Genomic DNA, 19,301 nt, shown 5'->3' on the forward strand with positions numbered 1-19,301 from the left:
GTTCTTTTTATTGAAGAAATTTTCTGAAAATTACAAAATATACTTGCTATTTTAGAAAAAAAGTGTAGAATATAAGAAATAGGTTTTTAGAATAAGGAGTGGAATATGACAGTAACGATTGATTGGGAAAACCTTGGTTTCTCCTATATGAAATTACCTTATCGCTATATTGCTCATTTTAAAAATGGACAATGGAATCAAGGAGAGCTTACAGAGGATGCAACTTTGCATATTTCAGAGTCTTCTCCAAGTCTCCACTATGGACAACAAGCATTTGAAGGTTTGAAAGCTTATCGTACTAAAGATGGCAGTGTTCAACTGTTCCGTCCTGATGAAAATGCCAAACGCCTGCAACGGACATGTGACCGTCTCTTGATGCCACAAGTTCCGACAGACATGTTTGTAGAAGCTTGTAAAGCAGTTGTCCGTGCGAATGAAGAATACGTACCACCATACGGAACAGGTGGAACCCTCTATCTTCGCCCTCTTTTGATTGGTGTCGGAGATATTATCGGGGTAAAACCAGCAGAGGAGTATATTTTTATTATCTTTACTATGCCAGTTGGAAATTACTTTAAGGGTGGTTTGGTCCCAACCAACTTCTTGATTCAGGATGAATACGACCGTGCAGCTCCAAATGGTACAGGTGCGGCAAAGGTTGGTGGAAACTATGCTGCCAGTCTTTTGCCAGGGAAATTGGCTAAATCGCGCCATTTCTCAGATGTTATCTACCTAGACCCTTCAACTCATACAAAGATTGAAGAAGTCGGATCAGCTAACTTCTTTGGAATCACAGCTGATAATGAATTTGTAACGCCATTGAGTCCATCTATCTTGCCATCTATTACCAAGTATTCCTTGCTTTATTTGGCAGAACATCGTTTGGGATTAACTCCTATTGAGGGTGATGTTCCAATTGATAACCTTGACCGTTTTGTAGAGGCAGGTGCCTGTGGTACAGCAGCGGTTATTTCTCCAATTGGAGGTATTCAGCACGGTGATGATTTCCATGTATTCTATAGTGAAACAGAAGTAGGACCTGTGACTCGTAAGCTCTATGATGAATTGACAGGAATTCAGTTTGGTGATATTCCAGCGCCAGAAGGTTGGATTGTAAAAGTAGATTAAAAATATATTAAAGGAGATTTTTATGAAATCGAAAAAGTGGATTTTAACAACAGGACTTATCCTAAGCACAACAGCTCTTTTAGCAGCCTGTGGAAAAGCTGATAAAGAAGCAGATGCTCCGACAACATTTTCTTATGTTTATGCAGTGGATCCAGCATCCTTGGACTACAGCATAGCAACGCGTACATCCACAACAGATATTATCGGGAATGTCGTTGATGGTTTGATGGAAAATGATAAATATGGTAATGTTATTCCTTCCTTGGCTGAGGATTGGTCTGTCTCAAAAGATGGATTGACTTATACCTATAAACTTCGTAAGGGAGTGAAATGGTACACATCAGAAGGCGAAGAATACGCAGAAGTGACAGCCCATGACTTTGTGACAGGACTAAAACACGTCGCTGATGGTAAGTCAGACGGTGTCTCTCTCATCCAAAATTCAATCAAAGGCTTGGACGCCTATATGACTGGTGAAACCAATGATTTCTCTACAGTTGGTGTTAAAGCTTTGGATGACTACACAGTTGAGTATACATTGAATGCGCCAGAAAGTTTCTGGAATTCAAAAGTTACAACAGCGACGATGTTGCCTGTAAATGAAGAGTTTTTGAAGGCATCAGGAAAGAATTACGGAGAGGTTAGCCCAGCAGGGATTCTCTACAATGGTCCTTATTTCTTAAAAACATTGACTTCTAAATCTTTGATTGAATATGAAAAAAATCCAAATTACTGGGATAAAGAAAATGTTAAAATCGAGAAGATTAAATTGACCTACTACGATGGTTCAGATCAGGAGTCTTTGATCCGTAGCTTCTCCTCTGGTGCTTATACGACAGCCCGTCTCTTCCCAAGCAGCTCAAACTTTGCTTCAACTTTGGAACAATACGGAGATAAAATCACTTATAGCCCACAGGACTCAAGTAGTTATTACTTTACTTTTAACGTAAATCGTCAGTCATACAATAAAACTGCGAAAACAAGTGAGGAGCAAAAGACTTCTACAAAAGAAGCGATGCTCAATAAGGATTTCCGTCAGGCTATCAACTTTGCCTTTAATCGTCATTCTTATGCTGCCCAGCTAAACGGTGAAGATGGTGCGGACAAGATTATTCGTAACAGCCTTGTTCCAGATAACTTCGTACAAGCAGGTGGTAAGAACTTTGGTCAAATCGCTCAAGCAGAGTTGGTGAACTATGGTGACCAATGGAAAGGTGTTGAGCTAGTTGACGGTAAGGATTCTATCTACAACCCTGACAAGGCTAAAGCTGCTTTCGAAAAAGCTAAGAAAGACTTGGAATCTAAAGGGGTAACCTTCCCAATTCACTTGGATGTCCCGGTTGAACAAACAGATACTATCGCCGTTCAACAAAGCAACTCTTTCAAACAGTCTATTGAATCAACTCTTGGTGCTGAAAATGTTGTCATCGATGTACTTCAAATGACAGATAATGAAAAAGAAACTATTACATCACAAGCGCGTGTTCCTTCTCAAAAAGACTATGATTTGAACAGTACAGGATGGGCTCCAAGCTATCAAGATCCAGCGTCTTACTTGAATATTATGGATCCAAAATCTGGTTCTGCCATGAAACACCTTGGTATTACGAAAGGAAAAGATAAGGATGTTGTCGCTAAACTTGGTTTGGATCAATATAAGAAATTGTTAGAAGATGCTGTTTCTGAGACCACTGACCTAGAGAAGAGATATGAAAAATATGCCAAAGCTCAAGCTTGGTTGACAGATAGTTCATTATTGATGCCAACAGCTTCATCTGGCGGTTCTCCAGTTGTAAGTAACGTAGTACCATTCTCAAAACCATACTCACAAGTTGGTATTAAGGGGGATCCATATATCTTTAAAGGAATGAGATTGCAAAAAGATATTGTTACAACAAAAGAATATGACGAAGCTCTTAAAAAATGGCAAAAAGAAAAATTGGAATCCAATAGCAAATACCAAAAAGAACTAGAAAAGCACATTAAATAAGGAATGGTATTGCTCTTGAGAAAATTTAAAAAATACTGTCATTTTGAATATAGAGGAGTTTGATATGGAGTGGATTAAACTAATAGGAATAGCAATCATTGTTGTGGGTTTTATTTTAAAATTTGATACAATTGCAACAGTAGTCTTAGCTGGTTTGGTTACAGCTTTAGTTTCAGGTGTTTCTCTCGTTGAATTTTTGGAGATTTTGGGAAAAGAATTTAGCAATCAGCGAGTGCTCACGATTTTTATGGTTACCTTGCCTCTTGTGGGACTGTCAGAAACCTTTGGACTCAAGCAACGATCAATTGATTTGATTCGAAAGATTAAAGGTCTGACAGTTGGAAACTTCTATACAGTTTATTTCTTTATTCGAGAGTTAGCTGGTTTCTTTTCAATTCGTCTAGGAGGACACCCTCAGTTTGTCAGACCTTTGGTTCAACCTATGGGAGAAGCAGCAGCAGAGTCTCAATTAGGTAGAAAGTTAACAGAGGTTGAAGATGAGACAATAAAAGCGCGTGCGGCTGCGAATGAAAATTTTGGAAATTTCTTTGCTCAAAATACGTTTGTAGGTGCTGGGGGAGTCCTCTTGATAGGGGGAACATTAGATCAGTTAGGCTATGAAAGCAATTATGCAGGGATTGCTTCTGCATCTATTATTGTTGCTGTTATAACACTTATTGTAGTGGGGATTTATAATTATTTATTTGATAAAAAATTGACATCAGAAAAGACTAGGGGGGGAGAACAAAAATGACAGAGTTGGCAAAGCAACTATTAGAGTTGACCTATATTGTGATTGGTTGTCAATTTCTCCATACAGCCTATTGTAGTTATAAAGATAAAACAAACCCAGTCCGATTTGGAACATCTGCATTTTGGACTCTATTGGCTATTACGTTTATAGGTGGTTCCTATATGCCAAATATGAGTATTGGTATTATTGTAATCCTATTATCGCTGTTAACATTGTTTAAGCAAGTCCGTATCGGAACCTTGCCATCCTTAGATGAAATGAAAGCCAATATTGAATCTAACAGATTGAAAAATAAAATTTTTATTCCAGTTATGCTGATGGCAATACTTGCGTTGGTCTTAGCGCAAATGATTCCAGAATTTAGCAAGATTTCGATTAGCCTTGCCGCCTTGTTTGCTACAATTTCTGTTCTTGTGATTACCAATAGTCACCCTAAGAGTCTGTTATCAGAAAATAATCGAATGACTCAGCAAGTTTCAACAAGTGGGATTGTTCCCCAATTATTAGGGGCTTTGGGGGCTATTTTTACTGTAGCAGGTGTTGGTGATGTTATCTCTCATCTGATTAGCGGTATTGTTCCTTCAGATAGTCGCTTTATAGGAGTTTTGGCCTATGTTCTTGGAATGGTTCTATTCACAATGATTATGGGAAATGCTTTTGCAGCATTCACCGTTATTACAGCAGGTGTTGGAGTTCCCTTTGTATTTGCTCTGGGAGCTAATCCAATTGTGGCTGGTGCTCTTGCCATGACAGCAGGTTATTGTGGGACCTTATTGACCCCAATGGCTGCTAATTTTAACGCTCTACCAGCAGCACTGATGGATATGAAAGATCAGAATGGTGTTATAAAGGCTCAAGCAGGTGTTGCTCTAGTAATGATTGTTATTCACATATTCTTAATGTACTTTCTCGCATTTTAGTAAAGGAAAATAAAATGAAAATATTGGTTACAGGTTTTAATCCTTTTGGAGGTGAAAAGATTAATCCAGCTTTGGAGGCTGTAAAATTATTACCATCTGAGATTAATGGGGCCGAAGTTCGCTGGGTAGAAATTCCAACGGTTTTTTATAAGTCGTCAGAAGTTTTAGAGGCAGAAATATTACGATATCAACCAGATGCTGTACTTTGTATTGGACAAGCAGGCGGCAGGACAGGTTTAACACCTGAACGAGTGGCTATTAATCAAGATGATGCTCGCATACCTGATAACGAAGGCAATCAACCAATTGATACACCGATTCGTATTGATGGAGCATCGGCCTATTTTAGTAGTTTACCTATCAAAGCGATGGTACAAGCTATTAAAAAACAGGGACTTCCAGCAGTTGTGTCCAATAGTGCAGGAACCTTTGTTTGCAATCATTTGATGTACCAAGCTCTTTATTTAGTGGATAAAAAATTCCCTAATATGAGAGCAGGTTTCATGCATATTCCATATATGATGGAACAAGTAGTAAATAAGCCGAATACTGCAGGAATGAGTCTATGTGATATTGTAAGAGGCATAGAGGTAGCTATTGAAGCTATTGTAGACTACAAAGATAAGGATTTGCAGTTAGTAGGTGGTGAGACTCACTGATAACCTAAAAAGGATAGTCAATTATGCTTGTTTACTAACTATTAGCTATACTAAATCGATTGATGTTGTTTACATAAAACTCTATGTCAGACAAGCCTGATATAGAGTTTTTTCTTGCTAGTTTTAGGATTTTCTTGTAAAATAGAAAAAGTGAAGAGAGGTATGAAATGAGCAAGAAAGATAAAAAAATCGAAATTCAAGTAGCAGATGCCAAAGTTAATGTAGGAAAAGACAGTTTTGAAGGCTATACCTTGACCATTGGTAAAAAAGTTATCGGAGAAATTGCCGAATTAGATGGACAATTGGCCATCATAAAGAATGGGAATGTCGATAGTTTTTATAAAAAATTGGAAAAAGCTGTGGAAATTTTGATTGAAAATTATAATTTAGCAAAATAAGTCTTGTTTTTTTGAAATTTTCATGATATAATAGTCCATGTTGATTGTAGGAGAGATAGCGAAGAGGCTAAACGCGGCGGACTGTAAATCCGCTCCTTCGGGTTCGGGGGTTCGAATCCCTCTCTCTCCATTTCATCAATGGGGTATAGCCAAGCGGTAAGGCAAGGGACTTTGACTCCCTCATGCGTTGGTTCGAATCCAGCTACCCCAGTTCTTAGGTAATAATCAAGATAAAAAGCAAAATATCTTAGGGTATTTTATTTTTATAATTGAAAGACGTGAATGATATGAACATGTCCTTGCGGGTGCTTAGGAAAAAAATTATAAGTATGTCAAGTTTAAGAAAAACTTGATTGTTGGAGGATTTTTTAGATGAACGAATTTGAAGATTTGCTAAATAGCGTTAGCCAAGTTGAGACTGGTGATGTTGTTAGTGCTGAAGTATTGACAGTTGATGCGACTCAAGCTAACGTTGCAATCTCTGGAACTGGTGTTGAAGGTGTCTTGACTCTTCGCGAATTGACAAACGATCGCGATGCAGATATCAATGACTTTGTTAAAGTAGGAGAAGTATTGGATGTTCTTGTACTTCGTCAAGTAGTTGGTAAAGATACTGATACAGTTACATACCTTGTATCTAAAAAACGCCTTGAAGCTCGCAAAGCATGGGACAAACTTGTTGGTCGCGAAGAAGAAGTTGTTACTGTTAAAGGAACTCGTGCCGTTAAAGGTGGACTTTCAGTAGAATTTGAAGGTGTTCGTGGATTTATCCCAGCTTCAATGTTGGATACTCGTTTCGTACGTAACACTGAGCGTTTTGTAGGTCAAGAATTTGATGCTAAAATCAAAGAAGTTGACGCTAAAGAAAACCGCTTCATCCTTTCACGTCGTGAAGTTGTTGAAGCAGCTACAGCAGCAGCTCGCGCTGAAGTATTCGGTAAATTGGCTGTTGGTGATGTTGTAACTGGTAAAGTTGCGCGTATCACAAGCTTCGGTGCCTTCATCGACCTTGGTGGTGTTGACGGATTGGTTCACTTGACTGAATTGTCACACGAACGTAACGTATCACCAAAATCAGTTGTAACTGTTGGTGAAGAAATTGAAGTTAAAATCCTTGATCTTAACGAAGAAGAAGGGCGTGTATCACTTTCACTTAAAGCAACAACACCTGGACCATGGGATGGCGTTGAGCAAAAATTGGCTAAAGGTGATGTAGTAGAAGGAACAGTTAAACGTTTGACTGACTTCGGTGCATTTGTTGAAGTATTGCCAGGTATCGATGGACTTGTTCACGTATCACAAATTTCACACAAACGTATTGAAAATCCCAAAGAAGCTCTTAAAGTTGGTCAAGAAGTTCAAGTTAAAGTTCTTGAAGTTAACGCAGATGCAGAGCGCGTATCACTTTCTATCAAAGCTCTTGAAGAGCGTCCATCTCAAGAAGAAGGACAAAAAGAAGAAAAACGTGCTGCTCGTCCACGTCGTCCAAAACGTCAAGAAAAACGTGATTTCGAACTTCCAGAAACACAAACAGGATTCTCAATGGCTGATTTGTTTGGTGATATCGAACTTTAATCAAATTGAAAATTCACAAAATCCTTTGTTTACTAAACAAGGGATTTTTCTTTTGTCTCTGCTCCTTTTTTGATATAATAGTTCTATGTTAAAATCAGAAAAACAATCACGTTATCAAATGTTAAATGAAGAATTGTCCTTCCTATTGGAAGGCGAGACCAATGTTTTGGCTAATCTTTCCAACGCCAGTGCTCTCATAAAATCACGTTTTCCTAATACTGTATTTGCAGGTTTTTATTTGTTCGATGGAAAGGAATTGGTTTTAGGTCCCTTCCAAGGAGGTGTTTCCTGTATCCGTATTGCACTGGGAAAAGGTGTTTGTGGGGAGGCAGCTCATTTTCAGGAAACAGTCCTGGTTGGTGATGTAAGTACCTATCCAAACTATATTTCTTGTGACAGTCTAGCTAAAAGTGAAATTGTGATGCCGATGATGAAGAATGGTCAGTTACTTGGAGTTCTGGATCTGGATTCTTCAGAGATTGAGGATTACGATGCTATGGATCGAGATTATTTGGAACAATTTGTCGCTATTTTGCTTGAAAAGACGGAATGGGACTTTACAATGTTTGGGGAAAAATCTTAATGTATCAAGCACTTTATCGAAAATATAGAAGTCAAAACTTCTCCCAGTTGGTTGGTCAAGAAGTTGTGGCTAAGACTCTTAAACAAGCAGTAGAACAAGAGAAAATAAGTCATGCCTATCTTTTTTCTGGTCCACGTGGAACAGGAAAAACCAGTGTAGCTAAGATTTTTGCCAAAGCTATGAACTGTCCCAATCAAGTGGGTGGCGAACCTTGCAATAACTGCTATATTTGTCAGGCAGTGACGGACGGTAGTTTAGAAGATGTCATTGAAATGGATGCAGCCTCTAATAATGGGGTGGATGAAATCCGTGAAATTCGTGATAAATCTACCTATGCCCCTAGTCTTGCTCGTTATAAGGTTTATATCATAGACGAGGTTCACATGCTGTCTACAGGGGCTTTTAATGCTCTCCTAAAGACGCTGGAAGAGCCAACACAGAATGTAGTCTTTATTTTGGCCACTACTGAATTGCACAAGATTCCTGCGACTATTCTATCCCGTGTGCAACGTTTTGAATTTAAATCAATTAAGACACAGGATATTAAGGAACATATCCACTATATCTTAGAAAAAGAAAATATTAGTTCTGAACCAGAGGCTGTGGAAATCATTGCCAGACAGGCGGAAGGTGGAATGCGGGATGCCTTGTCTATTTTGGATCAAGCTCTGAGTTTGACACAGGGAAATGAATTGACGACTGCCATCTCTGAAGAAATTACTGGCACCATTAGCCTATCAGCCTTGGATGATTATGTGGCTGCCTTGTCTCAACAGGATGTTACCAAGGCCTTGTCTTGCTTAAATCTTCTTTTTGATAATGGTAAGAGCATGACTCGTTTTGTGACCGACCTTTTGCACTATTTAAGAGACTTGTTAATTGTTCAAACAGGGGGAGAAAACACTCATCATAGTCCAGTCTTTGTAGAAAATTTGGCACTTCCTCAGGAAAATCTGTTTGAAATGATTCGCTTAGCGACAGTGAGTTTAGCAGATATTAAGTCTAGTTTGCAGCCCAAGATTTATGCTGAAATGATGACCATTCGTTTAGCGGAAATTAAGCCTGAACCAGCTCTTTCAGGGGCGGTTGAACATGAAATTGCTACGCTGAGACAAGAAGTGATACGTCTCAAACAAGAACTCGCCAATGTGGGAACTGTACCCAAGCCAACGAGTTCAGCTCCTAGTCGCCCAGCAACAGGCAAGACAGTCTATCGTGTGGATCGCAATAAAGTTCAATCTATCTTACAAGAGGCCGTTGAAAATCCTGATTTAGCACGTCAAAACCTGATTCGTTTGCAGAATGCCTGGGGAGAGGTGATTGAAAGTCTAGGAGGCCCTGATAAGGCTCTGCTAGTTGGTTCTCAACCGGTTGCAGCCAATGAACACCATGCCATTCTTGCTTTTGAATCTAACTTCAATGCTGGTCAAACCATGAAACGAGACAATCTCAACACCATGTTTGGTAACATCCTTAGTCAGGCAGCAGGTTTTTCACCTGAGATTTTAGCCATTTCCATGGAGGAATGGAAAGAAGTTCGCGCAGCCTTTTCAGCCAAAGCCAAATCTTCTCAAACTGAAAAAGAAGCAGAAGAAAGCCTGATTCCAGAAGGATTTGAATTTTTGGCTGATAAAGTGAAGGTAGAGGAAGACTAAAGAAAGATTTCATGATACAATAAGTTTATGAATAAACAACAATTTATTATTATGGCGCTGTTTACAGCTGCTGAGACCTATTTTTTCAACGAAGCCTGGATGACTGGCCGCTATATTATGGCAGCCTTTTGGGCAATTTTACTCTTCAGAAATTTTCGCGTCAGTTATGTGATGGGCAAAATCGTTGATGTCATCGATCAGCATTTTAATAGGAAAGACTAGCCCTCAGCTTCCAGACAAAATCAAAGCCTTTTAGGCTTTTTTTTGTTATACTAGAAAAGTATATTTATAGACCTTTTACTCTATTTCTGGGGAAATCAGACGTTTTTCTAGTAAGTACTGTAAAAGTCTTGAAAAAGAAAGGAACTATCATGTCAGTATTAGAGATCAAAGATCTTCACGTTGAGATTGAAGGAAAAGAAATTTTAAAAGGGGTTAACCTGACCCTGAAAACAGGAGAAATCGCCGCTATCATGGGACCAAATGGTACTGGTAAATCGACTCTTTCTGCCGCTATCATGGGAAATCCAAACTATGAAGTGACCAAAGGTGAGGTCTTGTTTGATGGCGTAAACATCCTTGAGTTGGAAGTTGACGAGCGTGCGCGTATGGGACTTTTCCTTGCTATGCAATACCCATCAGAAATTCCTGGTATTACTAACGCTGAGTTTCTTCGTGCAGCTATGAATGCTGGTAAAGAAGATGATGAAAAGATTTCAGTTCGCGAGTTTATCACTAAGCTAGATGAAAAAATGGAATTGCTCAACATGAAAGAAGAAATGGCAGAGCGTTACCTCAACGAAGGTTTCTCTGGTGGTGAGAAAAAACGTAATGAAATTCTTCAACTTTTGATGTTGGAGCCAACATTTGCCCTTTTGGATGAGATTGACTCTGGTCTTGATATTGATGCTCTTAAAGTTGTTTCTAAAGGTGTGAATGCTATGCGTGGTGAAGGCTTTGGTGCTATGATTATCACTCACTACCAACGTCTTTTGAACTACATCACACCAGACGTGGTACACGTCATGATGGAAGGTCGTGTTGTCCTTTCTGGTGGTCCAGAATTGGCTGCGCGTTTGGAACGTGAAGGATACGCAAAACTAGCTGAAGAACTTGGCTATGACTACAAGGAAGAATTGTAATTCCCTCGTATCTTTTAGGAGAAGTAAATGACTAAAGAAAATATTAAACTTTTTTCAGAAATGCACGCTGAACCAAGCTGGTTGGCTGACCTCCGTCAAAAAGCTTTTGATAAAATCGAGAGTTTGGAATTACCAGTCATTGAGCGTGTCAAATTCCACCGTTGGAATCTGGGAGATGGAACGATTACAGAAAGTGAGCCATCAGCAAATGTTCCAGATTTCACTGCACTAGATAACCACTTGAAGTTGGTGCAAGTAGGAACTCAAACTGTTTTTGAGCAAACTCCAGTTGAGTTGGCTGAACAGGGTGTTGTCTTTACAGACTTCCATTCAGCTTTAGAAGAAATTCCAGAGCTGATCGAAGAATTCTTCATGTCATCTGTTAAGTATGACGATGATAAGTTGGCGGCCTACCACACAGCTTACTTTAACAGTGGAGCTGTTCTCTATATTCCTGATAACGTGGAAATTGCTGAACCAATCGAAGGGATTTTCTATCAAGACAGCGATAGCGATGTGCCGTTTAACAAGCATATTATGATTATCGCTGGTAAAAATTCTAAGATTAGTTATCTGGAACGTTTAGAGTCACGCGGTGAAGGAAGTGCCAAAGCAACTGCTAATATCACAGTAGAAGTGATTGCACGTTCTGGAGCTCAAGTGAAGTTTGCTGCGATCGACCGTCTAGGTGAAAACGTCACTGCTTACATTAGCCGTCGTGGTAAATTAGGTAACGATGCAAGCATTGACTGGGCAATCGGTGTCATGAACGAAGGGAACGTCGTTGCTGACTTTGATAGTGACTTAATTGGTAACGGTAGCCATGCAGACCTTAAGGTCGTAGCTCTTTCAAGTGGCCGTCAGGTACAAGGTATTGATACTCGAGTGACTAACTATGGTTGCAACTCAATCGGAAATATCCTACAACATGGAGTTATTCTTGAAAAAGCAACCTTAACCTTCAATGGTATTGGCCACATTATCAAGGGTGCCAAGGGAGCAGATGCCCAACAAGAAAGTCGTGTTCTCATGCTTTCAGACCAAGCGCGTTCAGATGCTAACCCAATTCTTTTGATTGATGAAAATGACGTAACTGCAGGACACGCGGCTTCTATCGGTCAGGTAGACCCAGAAGATATGTACTACCTCATGAGTCGTGGTTTGGACAAGGCAACTGCAGAACGCTTGGTTGTCCGTGGTTTCCTTGGATCCGTTATCGTTGAGATTCCAGTCAAGGAAGTTCGTGATGAAATGATTGCAACTATCGAAGAAAAATTGTCAAAACGCTAAGGGGTAGCCTATGTTAGATGTAGAAGTGATTCGCAAGGATTTTCCAATTTTAGACCAGATTGTTAATGATGAACCATTGGTTTATTTGGACAATGCTGCGACGACACAAAAACCACTAGCAGTTCTGGAAACGATTAACCGCTATTATGAGCAGGACAATGCCAATGTTCATCGTGGGGTTCATACCTTGGCGGAGCGGGCGACTGCTTCCTATGAAGCTGCTCGTGAAACCATTCGTAAGTTTATCAATGCAGGGTCTACAAAGGAAGTTCTCTTTACTAGAGGAACGACAACCAGTCTTAATTGGGTAGCGCGCTTTGCAGAGGAAGTCTTGACTGAGGGAGACCAGGTTTTGATTTCCGTCATGGAACACCATTCCAATATCATTCCTTGGCAGGAAGCCTGCCGTAAGACTGGAGCGGAGCTTGTCTATGTCTATCTCAAGGATGGAGCTCTGGATATGGATGATTTGCGAGCTAAATTGACTGATAGAGTCAAGTTTGTCTCCCTAGCTCATGCATCAAATGTCCTTGGTGTGGTCAATCCGATTAAAGAAATCACTAAAATGGCCCACCAAGTTGGAGCTATCATGGTGGTGGATGGTGCTCAATCTACGCCTCATATGAAGATTGATGTTCAGGACTTGGGTGTGGACTTCTTTGCCTTTTCAGGTCACAAGATGGCTGGTCCAACTGGTATCGGTGTTCTTTACGGCAAAGAAAAGTATCTGGAGCAAATGTCACCCCTTGAATTTGGTGGTGAGATGATTGATTTCGTTTATGAACAATCTGCTAGTTGGAAGGAATTGCCTTGGAAATTCGAGGCTGGAACTCCTAACATGGCTGGTGCAATCGGACTTGCTGCCGCAGTGGATTATCTGGAAAAGATTGGTATGGATGCCATCGAAGCCCATGAACAGGAACTGATTGCATATGTCTATCCAAAATTACAGGCGATTGAAGGATTGACCATTTACGGTTCGCAGGACTTGGCTCAACGTTCAGGTGTCATTGCCTTTAACCTAGGCGACCTTCATCCGCACGACATCGCGACGGCTCTGGATTATGAAGGAGTTGCTGTTCGAGCAGGTCACCATTGTGCGCAACCCTTGCTCCAGTATTTGGAAGTTTCAGCAACAGCTCGTGCAAGTTTTTATATCTACAATACCAAGGCAGATTGCGACAAGCTAGTCGATTCCTTACAAAAGACAAAGGAGTTTTTCAATGGCACTTTCTAAACTAGATAGCCTTTATATGGCAGTGGTAGCGGACCATTCGAAAAATCCACATCACCAAGGGAAGTTGGAAGATGCTGAGCAAATCAGTCTCAACAATCCAACCTGTGGGGATGTTATCAATCTCTCTGTCAAGTTTGATGCAGAGGACCGTTTGGAAGATATCGCTTTTCTAAACTCAGGTTGTACCATCTCAACTGCCTCTGCCAGCATGATGACAGATGCAGTTTTAGGAAAAACCAAACAAGAAATTTTAGAACTTGCGACCATTTTTTCTGAAATGGTTCAAGGGCAAAAAGATGACAGACAAGATAGTCTTGGAGACGCAGCCTTCTTGTCAGGTGTTGCTAAATTCCCTCAACGAATCAAGTGTGCAACCCTAGCTTGGAATGCCCTTAAGAAAACAATTGAAAATCAAGATAACAAATAAGACGATCTTCTTTTGTCTTATGAATCAGTAGAAATGAAGAATGAAAGAAAGGATATTATGGCTGAAGAAAGAGTAGAACCAAAACCAATTGATCTTGGTGAATATAAATTTGGTTTCCATGATGATGTAGAGCCTGTCCTATCGACAGGAAAAGGATTGAATGAGGATGTCATTCGTGAACTATCAGCTGCCAAGGGAGAACCTGAGTGGATGTTAGAATTCCGTTTGAAGTCTTATGAAACCTTCAAAAAAATGCCCATGCAAACTTGGGGAGCAGACTTATCAGAGATTGATTTTGATGACTTGATCTACTACCAAAAACCATCTGATAAACCAGCTCGTTCCTGGGATGAGGTTCCTGAAAAAATTAAAGAAACCTTTGAACGTATTGGGATTCCAGAAGCTGAACGTGCTTATCTTGCTGGAGCTTCTGCCCAGTATGAGTCCGAAGTAGTTTACCATAACATGAAGGAAGAATTTGAGAAGTTAGGTATTATCTTTACAGATACGGATTCTGCTCTCAAGGAATACCCAGATTTGTTTAAACAATACTTTGCTAAGTTGGTACCACCAACAGATAATAAGTTGGCTGCCCTCAATTCGGCAGTATGGTCAGGTGGAACCTTTATCTATGTACCAAAAGGGGTCAAAGTGGATATTCCACTTCAAACTTACTTCCGTATCAACAACGAAAATACAGGTCAGTTTGAACGTACCTTGATTATCGTTGATGAGGGAGCAAGTGTCCACTACGTTGAAGGGTGTACAGCGCCAACATATTCAAGTAACAGCTTGCATGCTGCCATTGTAGAAATCTTTTCCTTAAAAGGAGCTTATATGCGTTATACAACCATTCAAAACTGGTCTGACAACGTCTATAACTTGGTAACGAAACGTGCCAAAGCCTTGAAAGATGCGACTGTTGAGTGGATTGATGGAAACTTGGGTGCCAAAACAACCATGAAATACCCATCTGTTTGCCTAGATGGAGAAGGGGCGCGTGGTACTATGCTTTCTATTGCCTTTGCTAATGCAGGGCAACACCAGGACACTGGTGCCAAGATGATTCACAATGCTCCACATACTAGTTCGTCTATCGTGTCTAAATCCATCGCTAAAGGCGGAGGAAAGGTTGACTACCGTGGTCAAGTAACCTTTAACAAGAACTCTAAGAAATCTGTTTCTCACATTGAATGTGATACCATTATCATGGATGACTTGTCGGCATCAGATACTATTCCATTTAATGAAATCCACAACTCGCAAGTTGCTTTGGAACACGAAGCTAAGGTTTCTAAGATTTCAGAAGAACAATTGTATTACCTCATGAGTCGTGGATTGTCAGAATCAGAAGCGACAGAAATGATTGTTATGGGATTTGTGGAGCCCTTCACAAAAGAGCTTCCAATGGAGTATGCTGTTGAGCTGAACCGCTTGATTAGCTATGAGATGGAAGGGTCAGTTGGGTAAAATTTGATTTTAGATATACTCAAAATCAAGGACTTTGATACTATTCGAAAATCAAAGTGTAAACCACGTCAGCTTTATCTACAACCTCAAAGCGGTGCTTTGAGCAACCTACGGCTAGCTTCCTAGTTTACTCTTTGATTTTCATTGAGCATTAGATCTACTCAAAATCAAGAACTTTGAAGATGAATTTGTAATAAAAAAAATCGCGGTTTAAATCGCGATTTTTTTATAATTTCTCGTTAACAAAGCGGACAAACTGATTCCACCAAACTTTTAAGAAGAAGGCTTTTTCAATTTTCTTGTCTGCAACCATTTCGAAACTAGGGCGCTCTGTGGTGATGTAACCTTGACCGATCAAGTCCTTGTCTTCGTAAGTTAAATGGCCAACCACTGTTCCAGCTTCAAGTGGTGCTGGGATTGCTTTGGAATCAGGTGTGAATTGAACAGATTGGGAAGATTGATTCCCAACACGTTCAATTAGATAGATATCCTCTGGGGCCACTGCAGTGACCGTATCTTCTTTTCCATCTTGTACAGGGGTTTTGCTATCTTGATAGGCATCGCCTTGCTGAACGATTTTGCGAAGTGTAAATGTAGAAGAAATATAATCCATTAGTGAAGATGTAGCTGTAAACCGAGCGTAAGGATTATTGTCTTGATGGTCTGCATTTAAAACAACTGTGATGACTCTCATGCCTTTTTCGACAGTAGTACCAACAAAAGACTCTCCAGCCTTATCTGTTGTTCCTGTTTTCAGTCCATCAAAACCACCACGGTAAGCAGGCATACCTTCTAACATGTAGTTGGTTGAAGTGATTGTTATCCCATCAAAAGTAGAAGAAGGTTTTTTGGTGATTTCCAAAACTTGTGGGTATTTTTTGATGAGGTTGCGGGCAACGATAGCGACATCATAAGCACTGAGCTTGTTTTCATCATCTTTTTTTGAGCCCGGGTAAATATTATCTCCTAGAGTCTCGTTGTTCAGACCAGTTGTATTGACAACAGTGGCATCTTTGATTCCCCATTCCAAGAGTTTTGCTCGCATCATATCAACGAAGTTTTTTTCAGAGCCAGCAATTTTCTCAGCTAGGGCAATAGCGGCGCTGTTGGCACTAGATACCAGAGTTGCTTCAAGCAACTCTTCGACAGTATAATTACGGGCCTCCATAGGAACATTACTGGCTTCAGAATTTGTCGTCAATTGATAAGGATAATCAGAAATATCTACTGGGGTGGATAGTGTGATACTTCCATTTTCCAGAGCTTCATAGACTAGATAAACAGTAATCAATTTTGTTATGGAAGCAATTTCGACAGGTTGCGTTGCATCCTTCTCATAGAGAATTTTACCAGTATTTGCCTCAACAGCAATCGCATGTTTAGCGGCAATGGTAAAATCTTGAGCAACAGCAGTAGAAGCACCTCCTAAAAGGGAGACAGTTAATAAAGTTAAAAATATTTTTTTCATAGTAGTCTTATTCTATCATAAAGAAAAAAAATATTCTTGCTTTAATAATTCATCCGTTAAGCTTTTTGAAAATATGGTAAAATAGAGTGAGGGAGGTAACTCATGTTTCGTAGAAATAAATTATTTTTTTGGACCACAGAAATTTTACTCTTAACAATCATATTTTACCTATGGAGACAGATGGGGTCTTTGATTAACCCTTTTGTTAGCGTGCTTAATACAATTATGATTCCATTTTTATTAGGGGGGGTTCTTTATTATTTGACAAACCCTATTGTTACTTTCTTAAATAAAGTCTGTAAACTCAATCGTTTGCTTGGTATTTTAATTACCTTGTGTGCTTTGGTCTGGGGAATGGTCGTAGGTGTTGTCTATCTTTTACCTATTTTGATTAATCAGTTATCTAGTTTGATTATATCTAGTCAAACTATTTATAGTCGAGTACAAGACTTAATCATAGACTTATCTAATTATCCTGCGCTCCAGAATTTGGATGTAGAAGCTACAATTCAGCAGTTAAACTTATCCTATGTTGATATTCTTCAAAATATCCTAAATAGCGTATCAAATAGTGTGGGGAGCGTCTTGTCAGCTCTTATCAGTACTGTTTTGATTTTGATTATGACTCCAGTTTTTTTGGTTTATTTCTTACTAGATGGACATAAATTCTTGCCCATGCTTGAAAGAACGATTCTAAAGAGGGATCGCTTGCATATTGCAGGCTTATTAAAGAATTTGAATGCGACGATTGCTCGCTATATTAGTGGAGTTTCGATTGACGCAATCATTATAGGTTGTTTGGCTTATATTGGCTATAGTATTATTGGTTTAAAATATGCTTTAGTTTTTGCTATTTTTTCTGGTGTAGCCAATTTAATTCCTTATGTGGGGCCAAGTATTGGTTTGATTCCTATGATTATTGCAAATATATTCACTGATCCCCATAGAATGCTGATTGCAGTGATTTATATGCTTGTTGTTCAGCAGGTAGATGGCAATATCTTATATCCTCGAATCGTAGGAAGTGTTATGAAGGTTCATCCAATCACGATTTTAGTTTTACTTTTGTTGTCAAGCAATATCTATGGTGTAGTTGGAATGATTGTCGCAGTGCCAACCTATTCTATCTTAAAAGAAATTTCTAAGTTCTTATCCCGTTTGTATGAAAATCATAAAATAATGAAAGAACGAGAAAGAGAATTAGCTAAGTAAAAGTCAGGAGAACCCTGATTTTTCTTTACTAGAAGTGGCCTTTAGATTAGAAGATTGAAAATAAGTTAAAGTCCTAAACTAATTTTCACAGCTAAAAATAGTAGAAGTTAATCTGGTAAAAATCGAAAAAACCAGTGGAATTCCGTGTCAGGGTAAGTTCCACTGGTTTTCATAGTCTATTAAAGTTCGAATGAAACCTATTTATAGTAGATTGAAACTAGAATAGTACACCTCTAATTCTAAAACATTGTTAGAAATCGATTTGACTGTCCTGATCTATTCGTCCTATTCTTATTTCATTTTACTATATTTTGGTGCAATAAGTGAAAAGTAGTCCGAATAATATAAGGATTGATTTTATTGTTTTTAAACTCAAATGAATTGAAACAAAGAGAGTAGGAAAATTCTCATCTGAAAGTATTTTAGAATAATTCTCTTCGTGAATTTCTTCAAAACAGATAGCTTCATCTTAGGTATGTGTTAATTGGATTTCGTAAGTTCTATTCATAATCGTAAAGTTATGCACTGAGAAAGTTGTAGTTAGTCTCCCAGTTTGCTAAATTTCTCGAATAGTATCTTTTTTAGGTATGTGATTTCTTTTTGCATTTTTGTGTTAGATAAGGTATAATAGTTTTATTGTCTTTTGGGGTCGTTACGGATTCGACAGGCATTATGAGGCATATTTTGCGACTCGTGTGGCGACGTAAACGCTCAGTTAAATATAACTGCAAAAAATAACACTTCTTACGCTCTAGCTGCCTAAAAACCAGCAGGCGTGACCCGATTTGGATTGCTCGTGTTCAATGACAGGTCTTATTATTAGCGAGATACGATTAAGCCTTGTCTAGCGGCTTGATAAGAGATTGATAGACTCGCAGTTTCTAGACTTGAGTTATGTGTCGAGGGGCTGTTAAAATAATACATAACCTATGGTTGTAGACAAATATGTTGGCAGGTGTTTGGACGTGGGTTCGACTCCCACCGGCTCCATTATTCCTTTGCATTCCTTGGTAAAACGTTGTTAAATCAACGTTTTTTATTTTTATCTTTGGTATTCCTTTGCATTCTTTTGCTAAAAAGGGAGTCACAAACAGACCCTATTTTAAAAAAGGATAGAAAAAAGGATACAACATTTGTCGCATCCTAAAAATAATCTTTTTTCCACGGAAGACATGGGATTCGAACCCATGCACGCTATTACACGCCTACCGCGTTTCCAACACGGCCTCTTAAGCCTCTTGAGTAATCTTCCAATACTTACTTAAATAGTCTACCATAAAGGTCCTTATCTTGCAATAAAAATTCTGTAAATAAGAAAAATGACAGAATTTGAAGGAAAATGATAAAAAGCGCTTGACTTTGAAAAAAAGTATGATAGAATGAATGGTGTAAA

17 protein-coding genes, 3 tRNA genes and 1 other RNA gene are annotated in these 19,301 nt (G+C 39.2%); 19 read left to right on the forward strand and 2 right to left on the reverse strand.

Going from position 1 to position 19,301, the window contains the following annotated elements:
- Positions 1–105 precede the first annotated feature (105 nt).
- The 17 genes from B4W83_RS06930 (at position 106) to sufB (ending at position 15,228) form a co-directional block, all read left to right on the forward strand.
- Entirely contained in the window at positions 106–1,128 is a 1,023-nt protein-coding gene (locus B4W83_RS06930) for a branched-chain amino acid aminotransferase (RefSeq protein WP_000219004.1), read from the forward strand.
- Positions 1,129–1,150: 22 nt separating this feature from the next.
- Positions 1,151–3,118 (forward strand): peptide ABC transporter substrate-binding protein, encoded by a 1,968-nt coding sequence (locus tag B4W83_RS06935; protein WP_000837384.1) that lies wholly within the window; start codon positions 1,151–1,153, stop codon positions 3,116–3,118.
- Positions 3,119–3,182: 64 nt separating this feature from the next.
- A complete protein-coding gene (locus tag B4W83_RS06940) occupies positions 3,183–3,872 on the forward strand; it encodes a DUF969 domain-containing protein (RefSeq protein ID WP_000454773.1) in 690 nt (229 codons plus the stop codon).
- Complete coding sequence (locus tag B4W83_RS06945; RefSeq protein ID WP_000137263.1) at positions 3,869–4,792, forward strand: DUF979 domain-containing protein; 924 nt, start codon at positions 3,869–3,871, stop codon at positions 4,790–4,792. Before B4W83_RS06940 ends, B4W83_RS06945 begins: the two co-directional genes overlap by 4 nt.
- Positions 4,793–4,806: 14 nt before the next feature.
- A complete protein-coding gene (pcp, locus tag B4W83_RS06950) occupies positions 4,807–5,451 on the forward strand; it encodes a pyroglutamyl-peptidase I (protein ID WP_000699369.1) in 645 nt (214 codons plus the stop codon).
- 167 nt (positions 5,452–5,618) lie between these two features.
- Complete coding sequence (locus B4W83_RS06955) at positions 5,619–5,849, forward strand: DUF2969 domain-containing protein (RefSeq protein ID WP_000037115.1); 231 nt, start codon at positions 5,619–5,621, stop codon at positions 5,847–5,849.
- Positions 5,850–5,898: 49 nt separating this feature from the next.
- Positions 5,899–5,979, forward strand: a tRNA-Tyr gene (locus B4W83_RS06960).
- A gap of 9 nt (positions 5,980–5,988) precedes the next feature.
- Positions 5,989–6,060 (forward strand) — tRNA-Gln (locus B4W83_RS06965).
- A 161-nt stretch (positions 6,061–6,221) separates the two neighbouring features.
- A complete protein-coding gene (gene rpsA / locus B4W83_RS06970; protein ID WP_001001633.1) occupies positions 6,222–7,424 on the forward strand; it encodes a 30S ribosomal protein S1 in 1,203 nt (400 codons plus the stop codon).
- 85 nt (positions 7,425–7,509) lie between these two features.
- The gene (locus tag B4W83_RS06975; RefSeq protein ID WP_000920161.1) at positions 7,510–8,007 is read left to right on the forward strand and encodes a GAF domain-containing protein; all 498 of its coding nucleotides are present in this window, start codon (positions 7,510–7,512) and stop codon (positions 8,005–8,007) included.
- Positions 8,007–9,662 (forward strand): DNA polymerase III subunit gamma/tau, encoded by a 1,656-nt coding sequence (dnaX, locus tag B4W83_RS06980; RefSeq protein ID WP_000283774.1) that lies wholly within the window; start codon positions 8,007–8,009, stop codon positions 9,660–9,662. Before B4W83_RS06975 ends, dnaX begins: the two co-directional genes overlap by 1 nt.
- Before the next feature lie 27 nt (positions 9,663–9,689).
- The gene (locus tag B4W83_RS06985; protein ID WP_001041547.1) at positions 9,690–9,884 is read left to right on the forward strand and encodes a DUF3272 domain-containing protein; all 195 of its coding nucleotides are present in this window, start codon (positions 9,690–9,692) and stop codon (positions 9,882–9,884) included.
- Between the two features lie 149 nt (positions 9,885–10,033).
- On the forward strand, positions 10,034–10,804 hold the full coding sequence (sufC, locus tag B4W83_RS06990) for a Fe-S cluster assembly ATPase SufC (RefSeq protein ID WP_000114489.1): 771 nt from the start codon (positions 10,034–10,036) through the stop codon (positions 10,802–10,804).
- A 27-nt stretch (positions 10,805–10,831) separates the two neighbouring features.
- Positions 10,832–12,094: a Fe-S cluster assembly protein SufD gene (sufD, locus tag B4W83_RS06995; protein WP_000159658.1), complete on the forward strand. Its 1,263-nt coding sequence runs from the start codon at positions 10,832–10,834 to the stop codon at positions 12,092–12,094.
- Between the two features lie 10 nt (positions 12,095–12,104).
- Entirely contained in the window at positions 12,105–13,331 is a 1,227-nt protein-coding gene (locus tag B4W83_RS07000) for a cysteine desulfurase (RefSeq protein WP_000887748.1), read from the forward strand.
- The gene (gene sufU, locus B4W83_RS07005) at positions 13,318–13,758 is read left to right on the forward strand and encodes a Fe-S cluster assembly sulfur transfer protein SufU (protein ID WP_001218476.1); all 441 of its coding nucleotides are present in this window, start codon (positions 13,318–13,320) and stop codon (positions 13,756–13,758) included. Before B4W83_RS07000 ends, sufU begins: the two co-directional genes overlap by 14 nt.
- Before the next feature lie 57 nt (positions 13,759–13,815).
- Complete coding sequence (gene sufB / locus B4W83_RS07010; RefSeq protein WP_000797052.1) at positions 13,816–15,228, forward strand: Fe-S cluster assembly protein SufB; 1,413 nt, start codon at positions 13,816–13,818, stop codon at positions 15,226–15,228.
- Between the two features lie 226 nt (positions 15,229–15,454).
- Here the strand turns inward: sufB and pbp3 are convergent, their stop codons facing one another.
- Complete coding sequence (gene pbp3 / locus B4W83_RS07020; RefSeq protein ID WP_000719169.1) at positions 15,455–16,696, reverse strand: D-alanyl-D-alanine carboxypeptidase PBP3; 1,242 nt, start codon at positions 16,694–16,696, stop codon at positions 15,455–15,457.
- A 102-nt stretch (positions 16,697–16,798) separates the two neighbouring features.
- On the opposite strand from pbp3, the gene cozE reads away from it, so the two are divergent.
- Both cozE and ssrA read left to right on the forward strand, forming a co-directional pair.
- A complete protein-coding gene (gene cozE, locus B4W83_RS07025) occupies positions 16,799–17,908 on the forward strand; it encodes a cell elongation protein CozE (protein ID WP_007284961.1) in 1,110 nt (369 codons plus the stop codon).
- A 645-nt stretch (positions 17,909–18,553) separates the two neighbouring features.
- Positions 18,554–18,901, forward strand: a transfer-messenger RNA (tmRNA) gene (gene ssrA, locus B4W83_RS07030).
- Positions 18,902–19,072: 171 nt separating this feature from the next.
- On the opposite strand, the gene B4W83_RS07035 is transcribed toward ssrA, so the two are convergent.
- Positions 19,073–19,160: transfer RNA gene (locus B4W83_RS07035), tRNA-Ser, on the reverse strand.
- Positions 19,161–19,301: the final 141 nt, after the last annotated feature.

Origin of the sequence: Streptococcus pseudopneumoniae ATCC BAA-960 = CCUG 49455, from assembly GCF_002087075.1 — a bacterium.
GTDB lineage: Bacteria > Bacillota > Bacilli > Lactobacillales > Streptococcaceae > Streptococcus > Streptococcus pseudopneumoniae.

Coding starts and splice junctions, on each gene's coding strand:
- B4W83_RS06930 (WP_000219004.1), top strand. CDS start 106: ATGACAGTAACGATTGATTGGGAAAACCTTGGTTTCTCCTATATGAAA.
- B4W83_RS06935 (WP_000837384.1), top strand. CDS start 1,151: ATGAAATCGAAAAAGTGGATTTTAACAACAGGACTTATCCTAAGCACA.
- B4W83_RS06940 (WP_000454773.1), top strand. CDS start 3,183: ATGGAGTGGATTAAACTAATAGGAATAGCAATCATTGTTGTGGGTTTT.
- B4W83_RS06945 (WP_000137263.1), top strand. CDS start 3,869: ATGACAGAGTTGGCAAAGCAACTATTAGAGTTGACCTATATTGTGATT.
- pcp (WP_000699369.1), top strand. CDS start 4,807: ATGAAAATATTGGTTACAGGTTTTAATCCTTTTGGAGGTGAAAAGATT.
- B4W83_RS06955 (WP_000037115.1), top strand. CDS start 5,619: ATGAGCAAGAAAGATAAAAAAATCGAAATTCAAGTAGCAGATGCCAAA.
- rpsA (WP_001001633.1), top strand. CDS start 6,222: ATGAACGAATTTGAAGATTTGCTAAATAGCGTTAGCCAAGTTGAGACT.
- B4W83_RS06975 (WP_000920161.1), top strand. CDS start 7,510: ATGTTAAAATCAGAAAAACAATCACGTTATCAAATGTTAAATGAAGAA.
- dnaX (WP_000283774.1), top strand. CDS start 8,007: ATGTATCAAGCACTTTATCGAAAATATAGAAGTCAAAACTTCTCCCAG.
- B4W83_RS06985 (WP_001041547.1), top strand. CDS start 9,690: ATGAATAAACAACAATTTATTATTATGGCGCTGTTTACAGCTGCTGAG.
- sufC (WP_000114489.1), top strand. CDS start 10,034: ATGTCAGTATTAGAGATCAAAGATCTTCACGTTGAGATTGAAGGAAAA.
- sufD (WP_000159658.1), top strand. CDS start 10,832: ATGACTAAAGAAAATATTAAACTTTTTTCAGAAATGCACGCTGAACCA.
- B4W83_RS07000 (WP_000887748.1), top strand. CDS start 12,105: ATGTTAGATGTAGAAGTGATTCGCAAGGATTTTCCAATTTTAGACCAG.
- sufU (WP_001218476.1), top strand. CDS start 13,318: ATGGCACTTTCTAAACTAGATAGCCTTTATATGGCAGTGGTAGCGGAC.
- sufB (WP_000797052.1), top strand. CDS start 13,816: ATGGCTGAAGAAAGAGTAGAACCAAAACCAATTGATCTTGGTGAATAT.
- pbp3 (WP_000719169.1), bottom strand. CDS start 16,696: ATGAAAAAAATATTTTTAACTTTATTAACTGTCTCCCTTTTAGGAGGT.
- cozE (WP_007284961.1), top strand. CDS start 16,799: ATGTTTCGTAGAAATAAATTATTTTTTTGGACCACAGAAATTTTACTC.